General features: G+C 36.8%; 10 protein-coding genes and 1 other RNA gene. 7 read left to right on the top strand and 4 right to left on the bottom strand.

Annotated elements, in window-relative coordinates; translation table 11 throughout:
* Positions 1-4: 4 nt before the first annotated feature.
* Positions 5-2239 carry a type I DNA topoisomerase gene (gene topA / locus H6850_03810; GenBank protein ID USO02826.1) on the bottom strand — a complete coding sequence of 745 codons (2235 nt, stop codon included), beginning with the start codon at positions 2237-2239 and terminating at the stop codon, positions 5-7.
* 204 nt (positions 2240-2443) lie between these two features.
* Positions 2444-3070, bottom strand: a complete 627-nt coding sequence (locus H6850_03805) for a ribonuclease H-like domain-containing protein (GenBank protein ID USO02825.1) — start codon at positions 3068-3070, stop codon at positions 2444-2446.
* A gap of 172 nt (positions 3071-3242) precedes the next feature.
* Between H6850_03805 and H6850_03800 the strand changes: the two genes are divergently transcribed.
* From H6850_03800 to rsmI, 4 genes are read left to right on the top strand one after another with little or no spacing between them, the layout of a single operon-like run.
* The gene (locus H6850_03800) at positions 3243-3383 is read left to right on the top strand and encodes a hypothetical protein (protein USO02204.1); all 141 of its coding nucleotides are present in this window, start codon (positions 3243-3245) and stop codon (positions 3381-3383) included.
* A gap of 29 nt (positions 3384-3412) precedes the next feature.
* Positions 3413-4726, top strand: a complete 1314-nt coding sequence (locus H6850_03795; GenBank protein ID USO02203.1) for an insulinase family protein — start codon at positions 3413-3415, stop codon at positions 4724-4726.
* A gap of 31 nt (positions 4727-4757) precedes the next feature.
* A complete protein-coding gene (locus tag H6850_03790) occupies positions 4758-6050 on the top strand; it encodes an insulinase family protein (protein USO02202.1) in 1293 nt (430 codons plus the stop codon).
* Positions 6050-6841 carry a 16S rRNA (cytidine(1402)-2'-O)-methyltransferase gene (gene rsmI / locus H6850_03785; GenBank protein ID USO02201.1) on the top strand — a complete coding sequence of 264 codons (792 nt, stop codon included), beginning with the start codon at positions 6050-6052 and terminating at the stop codon, positions 6839-6841. The genes H6850_03790 and rsmI overlap by 1 nt, the downstream gene beginning before the upstream one ends.
* Here rsmI and H6850_03780 read toward each other — a convergent pair.
* On the bottom strand, positions 6819-8510 hold the full coding sequence (locus H6850_03780) for a trypsin-like peptidase domain-containing protein (GenBank protein USO02200.1): 1692 nt from the start codon (positions 8508-8510) through the stop codon (positions 6819-6821). The genes rsmI and H6850_03780 overlap by 23 nt on opposite strands.
* 104 nt (positions 8511-8614) lie before the next feature.
* Here H6850_03780 and H6850_03775 point away from each other — a divergent pair, with 104 nt between their 5' ends.
* The 3 genes from H6850_03775 (at position 8615) to aspS (ending at position 11349) form a co-directional block, all read left to right on the top strand.
* On the top strand, positions 8615-8911 hold the full coding sequence (locus tag H6850_03775; GenBank protein USO02199.1) for a hypothetical protein: 297 nt from the start codon (positions 8615-8617) through the stop codon (positions 8909-8911).
* Positions 8912-9085: 174 nt separating this feature from the next.
* An RNA gene (rnpB, locus tag H6850_03770) (RNase P RNA component class A) lies at positions 9086-9464 on the top strand.
* Positions 9465-9588: 124 nt separating this feature from the next.
* Positions 9589-11349, top strand: a complete 1761-nt coding sequence (gene aspS, locus H6850_03765; GenBank protein ID USO02824.1) for an aspartate--tRNA ligase — start codon at positions 9589-9591, stop codon at positions 11347-11349.
* A gap of 97 nt (positions 11350-11446) precedes the next feature.
* Here aspS and H6850_03760 read toward each other — a convergent pair whose 3' ends face one another.
* Positions 11447-14839 (bottom strand): vitamin B12-dependent ribonucleotide reductase, encoded by a 3393-nt coding sequence (locus H6850_03760; GenBank protein USO02198.1) that lies wholly within the window; start codon positions 14837-14839, stop codon positions 11447-11449.
* Positions 14840-14931 lie beyond the last annotated feature (92 nt).

The following is a 14931-nucleotide window of genomic DNA, read 5'->3' as shown; positions in this document are numbered from 1 at the left end:
CGAACTACTTCTTCTTCGCACTAACCTTCGCCTGCTTCTGCTGCAAAAGACCAATCGCTTCATCTAAATTGATACCGAACAGAGATAACCCTTTTGGTATAGATGCAAAAACACTTCCATGCTTCACATAAGGACCAAATCGACCAATTCCTACCTGCACATCTTTATCTTCATACTCGCCAATTTTCAAAGGTAATTTGTTTAACATAAGAGCCTGCTTCAATGTAAGATCCTGTGGCTCTATATTTTTAGGCATTGCTGTACGCTTTGCTCCCACTTGAACATAATACCCATATGGACCTTTTTTCAGATAAACCTCGCTTTGTGTTTCCGGATCCACACCTAGAGAGTTATCCTCAGGCTTTTCTTGCAAATCACCCGCATCCTCGCCCTCCAACGGAGCTGCATATTTGCAATCTGGATATAAACTACAACCTAAAAACGCCCCATACTTACTCAACTTTAAATTCAATGTGCCTTTTTTACATAAGGGGCATGGTTTTTTCTCATCTTGAATTTTTTCTTCTAGGTAATCAATAACTTCAGTAACCGTAAGCGACATTGTTCCTTTGACTTGCTCACTAAAAGGTTTCCAAAAATCTTCTAAAACATCAATATAAGCATTTTTTCCAGAGGAAATTTCATCAAGCTTTTCTTCTAAAAGGGCTGTAAAATCATATTCTACATATTTATGAAAAAATTTTTCTAAAAAGTAAGTAACAATTTTTCCTCTATTTTCAGGAATAAATTGCTTATTATCGAGGCGCACGTATTGTCGTGTTTTTAGTGTTTCAATTAAAGAAACATATGTTGAGGGACGACCAATACCAAGCTCTACAAGTTTTTTCACCAAAGAAGCTTCATTATAACGTGGAGGCGGTTGTGTAAAATGCTGGTTAATCTCAACGCCTTTTTTATCTAATGCCTGCCCTTCTTTTAAAAGGGGTAGTTTCTTTTCTTCCTCTCTTTCATCTTCCTCATCGTCTCTATGTAAAATTAAAAACCCTTTAAATGTACATGTCGTGCCCGTTGCACCCAACTCATGCTTTTGATCTGTTGATTCGATCTTAGCTGTAACGCGGTCAAATAACGCTTCACTTAGTTGCGATGCAACCGCTCTCTCCCAGATTAACTTATACAATTTATATTGATCAGGCGTTAAATCTTTTTGCACTTTTTCCGGAGTTAAATTCACATCGATAGGTCTGATAGCCTCGTGCGCTTCTTGTGCATTTCGCACTTTCTTTTTGTATACACGCGGTGATTTTGGTAAATATTGCGCATCATACTTTTGAGCAATATATCCGCGTATTGCATTTAGCGCTTCATTAGATAAAGAAAGACTATCCGTTCTCATATATGTAATCAAACCTTGCGTTTCTGTGCCAATTTTTAAACCTTCATATAATGTCTGCGCTACAGTCATTGTCTTCTTAGAGCTGAATCCAATTTGTCTTGAAGCTGCTTGTTGTAATGTAGCGGTCATAAATGGTGGAGGCGGTTGACGTTTGACAGATTTTTTCTCAAGTGTATTCACAAGAAAATCACATGCTTCTAAAGTTTTTTTAATCCCTTCAGCTTGTGCTTTATCTTTAATAAAGAGTTTTTCAACTTTCTTTTTATCATATACAGTAAGTTTTGCATCAAACTTTTGAAACAAAACATATGCAGACCAATATTCCTGCGGGATAAAAACTTTAATCTCATCTTCCCGCTCAGTAATCAAACGCAATGCAACAGATTGCACACGACCTGCCGACTTAGCTCCTGGTAACTTTCTCCATAAAACAGGCGATAAGGTAAAACCAAATAAATAATCCAAAGAACGTCTTGCAAGATATGCATTGACCAAATCTTGGTTGATATCGCGCGGATGCTCTAATGCTTCCTTCACAGCTTTTTCTGTAATTTCGAAAAAAGTAATACGTTTAATATCGCATTTAATTTTTTTACTCTTAAGAATCTCCTTAATATGCCAAGAGATAGCTTCTCCCTCACGATCAGGGTCTGTAGCTAAATACAACGTATCTGCTTTTTTGCATGCATCCACAATAGCCTTAACTTGCTTTGCACCTCGAGAAGTTAATGTCCACATCATCTTAAAATTATGATCTGGATCAACAGAGCCACTCTTACTCTCTAGATCGCGTACGTGACCATAACTTGTCATAACGTCATAATCTTTACCTAAATATTTTTTGATCGTTTTAACCTTGGTAGGTGACTCAACAATAAGCAGATTTTGACTCAATTTTAAAACTTTTTTTATCTACATAATGTATGTATACACAGTCTTAAAAAATAAATGCAACTGTTTGGAAGGAATTTACCTAAAAACATAACTATATCAGTCACCTGAGTTTAGAGGTGCGGGCATAGAAAATGTAGTTACTATACTACAAAAAAATAAAAACATAACGATTGATTGTTTGTAAAAATCAGCCTAATTATTTTTACCCAATTGGTAGGCAAAAATATCTGTCTCTTCCGCAAACAATAGATCAACTTTTGCTTGTGTTGGTAAAAACTTAAAACAATCAAGCGCCAACTCATAACGCTCTTCCCTTTTTAAGCGTTTAACTAAAATCTCTTTCAAACGACACAAATGCAAAACATCTGAAGCTGCATATTCTTTTTGCTTTTCAGTTAAAGTATCTGCACCCCAGTAGGATGTCTGAGCGGTCTTATCCATCTCAATATTCAGCAACTCTTTTACCAAGTTTTTTAATCCATGACGATCTGTGTATGTTCTTGCTAAATAGGAAGCTATTTTTGTGCAAAAAATATTTTTTATCTGCAGGTCTTTTAAATAGTGCGTCATTGTTGTCACATCAAAACGCGCATAATGAAAGATTTTTAAAATTTTTGGATCGTTTAAAATTCTCACTAAATTTGGTGCTTTAAATTTATCATCAACAAACTGCACAGCAAACACTCTCTGATCTTGAGTCGCCATTTGCACTAAACATAAACGATCTCTGTGAGGCTTTAATCCCATAGCTTCTGTATCAATCGCAACCTCGCCCTTAATTTCTAAATCATCTGGCAAATCGCCCTTAAAAATCTTCATCATATCTTGTATTATTTAACATAGCTCATAGTAAGCAATGGAGAATTTTTTTTCAACCTGAAAACAAATCAATTAAAAAATTTTTAAAATCACCTATCTTCCCAAGGTAAGTTGTTCAAAATACTAAACATAATATGCTACCGTAAACTAACATTGATCTGTTTTTATGAAAATGTTCTTAACGCTTATAATGCTTGGATTTCTCACCTCCTGCGGCGGCAAGCATGAAATCTCCAAAGAAAGTCCGCTTGTTTTTCCAGATGATATGAACAAACTACCACCTGAAGAGAAAAAGAAAACAAACACCAAATGAGACGTATCATAAATTTTTTCATTCTCATTATGCTCATTTTTATTGGAGGACATTTTGTCATGAATGCAATCACACCAAAAAACAATCTCTCATCTTATGATTTAAACATTGATATTAAAGAGACCTTCTTAGACAAGACGAAAACATGGATGATGAAAGATAAAACATCAAAGCTTGTTCATATTAAGTTTGTATTCAAAAATACTGGTCATGCATTTGAACAAAAGCAAGGTTCGCTTAGCGTCCTTGATAATATGATTTTCGAGGGTGCTGGAGCTTTAGATGCGTATCATTTTCAAGAGTTTTTATCTAATAATCAAGTTCACCTAACCTTTTCTTTTGGGCCGGATGATAACGAAATTTCCATACAAACACCGCCTAAAAATTTAAATATTGCACTGAAGGCGTTAACACTTATTTTTGAAAATTTAAGGCTTGATCCTGATGAATTCAAACGCGCAAAAGAACAGTTGTTGCTTAACCTAGAACAAAGCAAACTTGAACCCACTTCGTTAGCATCTGATCATTTCAACAAATATGCCTTCAAAAAGCACCCTTACTTTGACTCTATTGAAAATAAAATTATCCACATTAAAGCTATCACCCCCGAAGATGTGAAAAACGCCTTAAAGCAACACTTCACTTCAGACCGCCTATCTTGTGTTGTCCTTGGAAATTTCGATGAAACTGCTGCAGAATCTTTCATTCAAAGTGTAAAAACTTTACTCCAATCTACATCCATTCTACCGACGTCTTTACCACCTTTGGAGTTTCAAAACACAGGTAAGAAAAAATACTTCTTTATGGATGTGCCACAAAGTGTTATTTTATTCAGAACAACCGCAATCCCTGTAGATCATCCAGATTTTCATGCGCTTCAATTATTCAATACAATTTTAGGGGCAAGCAGTTTTTCATCAAGACTGTGGTTCAACATTCGCGAAAGCAAGGGTTTAGCGTACAACATTGGAACAGCTCTTTTCGTGATGCGTTATGCGAGCATGCTCAAAGGCAGAATGGGTACAAGCACATATCAAGTTGAGGATGCGCTAAAAATTTTAGAAACCACAATCAAAGATACAGTCGAAAAAGGCGTTACACAAAAAGAACTAGATCATCAAAAGCAATTCGTCATGGGAAGTTTTTTAACCTCTTTCGATTCTTTAGGCGAAATGAGTAGAGTTTTATCCACTTATATAACGGACCTTTCTCTGGAAGGGCTTAAAAATCGCAACAAAAAAATCCAAGCCTTAACTTTAAAAGAGGTAAATGACGCAGGCAAAAAACATATCAAATGTGAAGATCTAACCTTCTGCATTTTAGGAAATCATAAAGTTGATTAGTCTATTTTTTTTAAACGCTGGAGGAGATAATATGACACTATTTGATGCAAAACATTATGAATTAAAAAATGGTTTGAAAATTGTTCTAATCAAAAAACTATCTAAAGCTACAACTATTAAAGTGCTATACAAAATTGGAACAGCAGATGATCCTGAAGGATTTACAGGATTATCGCATTTCCTAGAACATATGATGTTTAGAGGCACAAAAAAACATCCAGGCAATGCCTTCAATGAGAAAATGACTCAAATTGGTGGTTATATTAATGCATTTACGAGTTTTGATATGACATGCTATATCGCAAAAGTTCCATCAAATTATCTGGAGGAAATTCTAGAGATGGAAGCGGATCGCATGGAGAATCTCCAATTCAAACAAGAAGACTTTGATGCAGAATTAAAAGCCGTAGAAGAAGAATATGGTATGCGTGTTGGTAACCGACCAACAGGACCTGTGGAAGAAGTGATCTTTAGAAATATGTATCTTTATCATCCTTATGGCGTGTTACCTATAGGATACCCACATCATATCAAAGCATATACAAGAGAAAATACATTCGCATGGTATAAAAAATGGTATCATGTAAACAATGCAACCATCATTATTGCAGGCGATATTGATTTTGAGGACACACTTAAAGTAATCGAAAAATATTTTGGAAAACTAAAAGCAGTCACTCTTCCTGAAAGAAAGCGCGCAAAAGAACCAAATGCGCAAGGAATTACCCGTTATATTAAACAAGAAAATGAACGATTTGCCTCTTCCTCTGTTGAATTCATGTATGAAGCGCCTAAAAAAGATTATGCCTATAGTTTTGCCCAATATATGTTGGGTGGCGGAACGCTTTCTCTGTTTTACAATCATTTCGTCAGAAAATTGGATAAAGGTATTCAATATGTATATACAAGCTATCACTTCTCCTTAGATGATCCAGGGATTTTAACGATAGGTTTTGATATATCGCCAGACAAAGTTTTACAAGATGTCGTAATGGATGATTATGAAACATATAAAAAAGAATTATTATCAGGATATCTAGATAGTGAAGAGTTTAAAGCGCGCTTTGAAAACGCAAAAAAACGTCGAATTGGAAACTTAATTCACAAAACAGACGGCACCATGAACGCGGCTGAAAACTTCATTTCGCTTGGGTATGGTTTAACTTTTGATGAAATTAATAAACAAGGTGAGATTCTTGAAAAAATCACATTAGAAGATGTAAAAAAGGCCATGCAGGATATACTAACACAAAAGCCAAAAGTTGTGTTTATTGGCGTGCCAAAATCCGAAGATAAAGCAAAATATTCTGTGCGAATTGACTAATGCCACTCACGATAGCGTCTACACCGATTGGAAATCTCAAAGATATAACCTTAAGAACATTAGAAACTTTAAAAAACGCAGACCTAATTTTGTGTGAAGACACGCGCGTGACACAGAAATTGCTCAAGCACTATGATATCCAAAAACCACTTCTTATTTACAACGATTTCAACACACCACATAAGAGAATTATTGAAGCACTACAAGAAGAAAAAAATGTTGTTCTGGTGTCAGATGCCGGCACACCCTTAATGTCAGATCCAGGCTATAAGTTAATTCAAGAATGTCAAAGTAACAATATTGCTATAACAGCTGAACCTGGGGCATCAGCTATTATAAACGCGATTGTTTTATCTGGCATGCCGCCCTACCCATTTTATTTTGGCGGATTCTTTGATCCAAAAAAATCTGATTTATCCGTAAATGCAACTTTAGTTTTTTTTGAAGCGCCACATCGACTCATAAAAACACTGCAAAAACTTAAGGATATTCCTAGAGAAATTGCGGTTGTGCGAGAGATGACAAAACGATTTGAGGAAATAATGCGTGGCTCAGCACAAGAGCTACTAAGGATTTGCGAACGCTTTGAACCCAGAGGAGAAATTGTGCTTGTTTTTTCGCCTATTCTTGAAACTCAGGCAAACTCCATTAATATCGAAGACGAGATCAAAAAAATGCTTGAAAAACATTCGATTAACGAAACAGCAAAAATACTAAGCCAACTATATGGAATATCAAAGAAAGAAGTGTATAAGAAGGCTTTGGAAATTAGTCAATCGCTAAAGGTTTAATAATTCCTCTTGTTTCAGAAATTTTCACCTGACAATTCACATTTTTAATGCCAGCTTTTTTTAGCTCTTTTGCTACACGATCTAAATCCATTGCTGTACCGATTTTGCGCTCTTCAAACTTATTGTTTTTAAGCGGAACATATATCACATCAATAATATTTCCAGGCTCCACACCTTGCATAATTGATATGTTGGATGAAGTGTCTTCAATTGAGATAACGCGCGCTCCTGCTGGCTGCTCGTCTCTGTTTTTATATGTTTCAACTTCCATCCCTAATTCAGCAATTCGAACAGTCGTTGCATCAGGCGCTGTTGTTTCAAATTGCATTTGATTTTCTTCAATCAATACCTCAATCTTTTCAATATCTTTGAAGTTATTGTTACGATAAACACCAATATAAACCTTCGTGCCAGGTTTTGTTTGACTTACCAACTGCTCTAACCTTGTATCCTTGTCAAAAACCTTACCATTAAAAGATGCAATCACATCACCCTTTTTTAGGCCTGCTTTTGCAGCCGGGCTTTTTTCTACAAGGTCTTCAACTCTAAATACATGGGTTTGTGGAATTCCAAAATTCTTGCGTTCCATATCCTGCATTGGAAGGATCATAACTCCAAGCCACCCGTACATTACACGCCCATATTGCATCATAGAATCAATTTTTTCTTTTGCCATATTCGATGGAATAGAGAATCCAACACCAACATTTCCTCCTGATGGTGTATAAATAGCTGTATTAATACCAATCGCGTGACCAACCCATTGATTGTTCTCCTTAAACAACCCAAGAAGCACACCTCCTGAACTACCCATATTAATTTGCGCACTGTGTTGGATCAAACTTGGTAAGATATTGATATATTTTGAATTTTCACTCATAGAAGGAATATCACGCCCTTTTGTGTAGGAAATAATACCATCTGTAACTGTGCTACCTAATCCAAAAGGATTCCCAAGCGCTAAAACTTTTTGCCCTGTCCGAACTTTAGAAGAATCTCCCCAAGTTAAACTTGGTAACTGATTCAGAATTTTTTGATTTTTTATGTCTTTTGGCATCAAGATTGCAATATCACTTTTTGGATCTTTCGCAAAAATTTGCATATCCATTTTGTTGCCATTATGAAATGTCACACTCAATGCATTTGATGCGCCAGCTAAATCTTGTCGCACAACATGATAGTTAGTGATAATAGCATTGTAAGGTTTTCCATCTTTGTATACGCGCATAATAAACCCAGAACCTTGAGCCTCTACACGCCTTGGGGTTTGAGGCATATTATCAAAAAACTCTTTAAACAAATCACCAAAAGGCCCAGGGACTGTTATTTTTTCTCTTTGATCAGCTCTTGCAGTCTGTTTTTTAATTTGTGTGTTTTGAATGCTTACAACACTTGGTAAAGAAGCTTCCGCAATATCAGGCAATATCTCTAAAACGCATGCATGGGATGAAGTGATAGAGCTAATTTGAGGTTTCACGACAACCTCCTCTTCCTTTTCTTTAAGAGGTGTTTCAGCCACAGGTGCTGGAGCTTCATTTTGCTTAATATCTTGCTGTATTTTTCCAAAAGAAAAATTGGGTTTATGTCCTTGACTATCTTGAGTTAGAAAATAAATCACTCCTAGAAATGCAGCCGCCAAAGCAAATGACTTTAGTAAACGATTGAACATACAAAAATTTGAAACGGAACTTTATTACATTTTAGAGAGATTTTTATACCAATACTACCTTTTAAATGTTATAATGATGACAGAAGGTTTGATACAAAAATACCGTGTCTTCGACTGCCAATACATCAACAACAGAAAATTTACGGAATAATCTATCTCAACTTTTGCAAGATAGTAACGCTATTTTAAAAAAAGTTCATCAATCTTCATCTGAGCTCTTGGAAAACTGTGAAGAAGAGAATTCAGGATTTGCATTCGTACATCTAGCTCTATACCTTTTGTTTTTAATTCTAGGGTTTGCGTTAGGGTATGTATATGTATCTTATAGGCGAGAACCAAGCAATGAAGCTTATTACAATAAATACCCTTCTGCATTTCATGGAGATTCGGATGTTTTTTAGATATTTCATATGCTTTGTATTGATAGTAATTTTCGTCGCATGCTTTTCAGAAAACATAGATGAAGCTACCCTGTCGAGCGAAACTCTTATTGCGCATTACGTCAAAAATAATACTTGTGATAAAGCTTTTTACGCATAAAGATTGACACACTCACAAAAATTCACTACTTATAAGCTGAGGGGCGGGTGATTGCTGTAATTGTCCATTACAGAGGAAAGTCCGGACTCTTAGTAAGCAAAGTGCCGGATAACGTCCGGCGGTTTTTCTGGGAACGGAAAAGCTAGGGAAAGTGCCACAGAAATTATACCGCCTTTCGAGGTAAGGGTGAAATGGTGCGGTAAGAGCGCACCGCATGTTTGGCAACAAACATGGCAGGGCAAACCCCACTTGGAGCAAGACCAAATAGGCGCAACGATAGTTGAAACAGACTATAACAAGGCTTACTTTGTTTGCGCGGGTAGGTCGCTTGAGGTATGCAGCAATGTATATTCTAGATGAATGATCACCGCATGGTTACATGTACAAAATCCGGCTTATAGCCCCTCAACATTCGGCATCTTGAACTGTAGCCGAAAGATCTTTTTGAATTTGTATCGTAAGAAGATCCTTCGGCTTCACCTCAGGATGGCGTTTCTTTTGTTAATTAAATCATTCTATAATAAAACAAAAATCTCTCATTAAAATGTACAGAACACATACGTGCCAGGATCTCAACAAAACTCATGAAAATCAAATAGTAACACTCTCTGGGTTTATCCATAGAAAACGCGATCATGGGGGTCTTCTGTTCGTTGATTTGAGGGATCATTATGGTATTACACAGTGCTTATTTGAGCCAGACTCACAGTTTTTTCAAACTGTAGAAAAATTACGCCATGAGTCAATTATTCAAATCAAAGGTAAAGTTGTTAGACGTGCAGAGCAAAATATCAATAGGGATTTGCCAACGGGTGAAATTGAAATTGTTGTAAATGATCTTGAGGTTTTGCATGCGGGTATTGATTTACCGCTTCCAGTAAATAGTGATGAGCCTTATAATGAAGAAATTCGATTGACAAACCGTTTTTTAGATTTAAGACGCCCAAAAGTACATCGCAATATTGTTCTACGTTCACAAATCATTCAAGCATTAAGACAAGAGATGTTGGCGCAAAATTTCTTGGAACTACAAACACCAATTTTAACATCATCATCTCCTGAGGGTGCCCGAGATTATTTGGTGCCATCTAGGCATTATCCAGGAAAATTTTATGCCCTTCCTCAAGCGCCACAAATTTTTAAACAATTATACATGGCGTCTGGATTTGATCGGTATTTCCAAATTGCACCATGTTTTAGAGATGAAGATGCAAGAGCAGATAGATCACCGGGCGAATTTTATCAGTTAGATATTGAAATGGCTTTTGCCACACAAGAAGATGTGTTTGCAGTTGCAGAAAAGGCTTTGCACAGTGTTTTTACAAAATTCTCCTCAGGAAAGGAGATTTCTTCAACGCCTTTTACAAGAATTCCATACGATGACGCAATTAAAACTTATGGAAGTGATAAACCAGATTTAAGAAATCCTTTGAAATTACAAGATGTCACAAATATTTTTAAAGATTCTGGATTTTCCATTTTTGCAGATGCAATCAAAAATAAAGGGGCTAGCGTTGTCGCTATTCCTGTTGCGACAGATGAAGAGAAACCACGAAAATTCTTTGATCAAATGAATGATTTTGGACGCGAGTTAGGACTTGCAGGTCTAGGATATATGATTTTTGGAGATGAAGGCGCCAAAGGTCCTATTGCTAAGTTTTTGAATGAACAACAACTGGGTCAATTATCAAATGACAAGAAAGGATATACCTTTTTCATTTGTGAACAACCACAAAAAGCATTTAAATATGCAGGCATGGTGAGAAATAAATTGGGTCATGAGTTAGATTTAATTAACAATAATACCTTTGAATTCTGTTGGATCACGGATTATCCGATGTTTGAAACAAACGAAGATACAGGACAAATTGAGTTTTCTCATAATCCATTCTCTATGCCACAAGGAGAAATGGATGCATTATTGACTAAAGACCCCTTAGAAATTAAAGCTTATCAATACGATATCGTATGCAATGGTATTGAATTATGCAGCGGAGCAATCCGTAACCATAAACCAGAGATTATGTATAAAGCTTTTGAAATTGCAGGCTTGGACAAAAGTGTTGTGGATAATAAATTCCCCGCTTTAATCAACGCTTTCAAATATGGCGCCCCACCTCATGGCGGCTTAGCGCCTGGAATTGATCGTATGGTGATGTTGCTTACAAATGAACATACGATTCGCGAAGTTATAGCATTTCCTTTGAATCAAAATGCACAAGATTTAATGATGAATGCACCTTGTGAAGTGGAAATCAAGCGATTGAAAGAGTTACATTTAACGATTAAAAAACCTTAACAAGGAGTGTCGTCAGGTGAGGTTTTTATTAGAAAACAACGGCCATCCATGGATCACCACGTCACTTCGTTCCTCGTGATGACGAAAATACATCCGACTAAGAGCAGCCAGATGTTGCGCCGCAAGTAACGCACTTAAGGCATGTACCATTGCGCACCATTGTGAAATTCCCACATTCTGTACAGCTATCACCAACATAACCCAACATTTTTGCTTTTTTAACTTGTGTGGATGTTTCCATATCAATAACTCTACTATCTCCACCAACAACTGCTTGCATTTTTTGCTCTACAGCCTTAGGTTCACCTAGCGCATCTGCATTTAAATCTTGAATTTGCACATGTGCTAAATCATAGCGATTTAAATAAGACACACCCAATTCTCTGAAGATATAATCTAAAATGGATGTTGCCATTTTAATATGTGGGTTATTTTTTACAGGCCCACTTGGATCAAAGCGCGTGAAGACAAACGCTTCTACAAATTCCTCTAAAGGAACACCATATTGCAGCGCAATAGAAATCGCCATCGCAAAGTTATGCATCAAGGATCTAAATGCCGCACCTTCTTTGTGCATATCAATAAAGATTTCCCCTAATTTACCATCTTGATACTCACCTGTTCTGATATAAATATTATGCCCACCAACATTAGCTTTTTGAGTGTAACCAAGGCGCCTATTAGGAAGTTTCTTGCGCTTAATAGCAATCTGTTCTGTCAATTGTGCAACTTTTTCTGCTGTTGGTGCTTCTGGCAAATCATCTTCAATTTCTAATGCAGAAGTTAAAGCTTGAGATAGTTTGGAACCATCTCTATACAATGCATTAGACTTAAGACCAAGCTTCCAAGACAACATGTAAGAATCTTTACATTCTTTGATTGTGCTCGTTTTTGGCATGTTAATTGTCTTTGAAATTGCACCCGTAATAAATGGCTGCGCTGCTGCCATCATACGAATATGACTTTCAACAGATAAGAAACGCGTTCCAATACGTCCGCAGATATTCGCACAATCAAAAATTGGAAGATGCTCATCCTTTAGGTATGGTGCACCTTCTACTGTCATAGATCCGCAGCAATATAGATTTGCTTCTTCGATTTCCTTCTTAGAAAAGCCAAGCTTCGCTAAAATATCATCACCCTCTTCAATTTTTAACGCTTCACGCAAATCCTTATCTAAAGAACCTACATGGAATAAAAATTTAATATCGAACGTATCTTTTGCGGATTTTTGAATATTTTCAATCGCAGTATCAGAGCACCCCTTACTCTTAAGTTTTTTCACAAACTTTTCAGGCAACTGCCCATGACCGACCGCATATTTAATAATGTCTTCAATTTGTGCAGTGGAATAGTCCAATCTTTTTAATGCTTTTGGAACCATTTGGTTGATAATTTTAAAATATCCACCACCCGCAAGTTTTTTAAATTTCACCAAAGCAAAATCTGGTTCAATACCTGTTGTATCACAGTCCATCACCAAGCCGATTGTACCTGTCGGCGCAATCACAGTTGTTTGCGCATTGCGATATCCATGTTGCTCACCAAGCTCTAACGCTTCATCCCAAATTTTTTGAGATGCTCTTACTAGATCTGGATAAATATCTTGTACCAATCCTACAGGTGTTATGGACAATCCTTCATATCCGCGAACTTTATTATAAGCAACACGTCTGTGGTTACGAATAACACGCAACATATCATCTCTGTTTTTCTCATATTCTTTAAACGCACCCTGCTCCTTTGCCATAAGTGCTGATGTTCTATACGCCACACCTGTTAAAAGTGCTGAGAAAATTGCAGATAAGTTACGACCTTCTTCGCTATCATATGGCACACCCATCATCATCAAAAGGCCACCAAGGTTTGCGAATCCTAAACCAAGTGTTCTGAATTTATAAGACAGATCTGCGATTTCTTTAGATGGGAACTGCGCCATATAAACAGAAATTTCCAGTATCATTGTCCAGATATTTAACGCATGTGTATAGGAATCAACATTAAATCCTTTGTTTTCATCATAAAACTTAATCAAGTTTAGAGATGCTAAGTTACATGCTGTGTTATCCAAGAACATATATTCTGAACATGGATTTGACCCATTAATGCGACCAGATTGTGGGCATGTATGCCAATCATTTATTGTTGTATCAAATTGAATGCCAGGATCTGCGCATGCCCATGCTGCGTAGGAAATTTTATCCATCAACGCGCGTGCCTTGAGAGTTTTATTGATTTTTTTATCTGTTCTATTAATCAGATTCCAGTTTTTGTCATCTTCAACAGCTTTAAGAAATTTATCAGATACACGAACAGAGTTGTTGGAGTTTTGACCAGAAACTGTATAATAAGCTTCTGAGTTCCAATCTACATCAAACGTATCGAAATCTAAGTGATCGCGACCTAATTTTGCTTCTTGTATCGCGCGTTGGATTGCACCTTCTGGAACATATAATTTGCGCGCTTTTAGCACAGCTTCTTTAAGCGGTTTGTTGTGTGCAGGATCGTAACGCTCGCTTACAGGAAGATCTGAATATAAACATGTTTCGAAAATGTTCTCTAGATGCTCTTTGCATATCTTAGAACCACATACTAAACTTGCAACTTTCTTTTCTTCTTTAACTTTCCAATCGATAAATTCTTCAACATCTGGATGGTCGACATCTAGAATCACCATTTTTGCCGCTCTTCTTGTGGTGCCACCTGATTTAATTGCGCCAGCTGCACGATCACCAATTCTTAAGAAACTCATCAAACCAGATGATTTGCCTCCACCTGATAATGGCTCACCATTTCCTCTGAGGTTTGAGAAATTTGTTCCTGTTCCAGATCCATATTTAAACAAACGAGCTTCTCGAACCCAAAGATCCATAATTCCACCTTCATTTACAAGATCATCATCAATACTTTGAATAAAACATGCGTGTGGTTGAGGTCTCTCATATGCATTTTTTGATAACGCCAATTCATCCGTTTTCGGATCCACATAGTAATGCCCTTGAGCATCCCCTTCTATTCCATATGCCCAATGTAAACCTGTATTAAACCACTGTGGAGAGTTTGGTGCGGCCATTTGTGCACACAACATATAGCATGTTTCATCATAGAACGCTCTTGCATCTTCTTCTGTATCAAAATACCCACCTTTGTATCCCCAATAGGTCCATGCTCCCGCCAATCGATTGAAGACCTGCTTTGCACTCGTCTCACCCGCAAATTCCGTTCCTTCTTTTGGAGCGCTTCTTTGCAACCATTGCGGAACCTCATCCTCTTTTACCTTCACAGTCTCTTTCGGAACACCCGCTTTTCTGAGATATTTTTGCGCCAAAATATCACTCGCAATTTGCGAAAAATTTGCAGGAACTTCTAGATCTGTTTGGGAAAAAAGAGTTGTGCCATCAAGATTTTTTAACTCACTGGATGTATTTGTAAAATCAATATTTTGGTAGGGATCTTTACCTTTTTCGGTGTAAATTCTTTTGATTTGCATAGGGAGTCTTGAGAAAGTTCTTCATCTTATACTAAGTTAAAATACAATTTTTTTTCTCACAAGACTTGTATTTCAAAAAAACGATTTACAAA

Source organism: Alphaproteobacteria bacterium (assembly GCA_023898745.1).
Classification (GTDB): domain Bacteria; phylum Pseudomonadota; class Alphaproteobacteria.
Note: the sequence above shows the minus strand (reverse complement) of the source record. Positions and strands in the feature narration are given on the sequence as shown.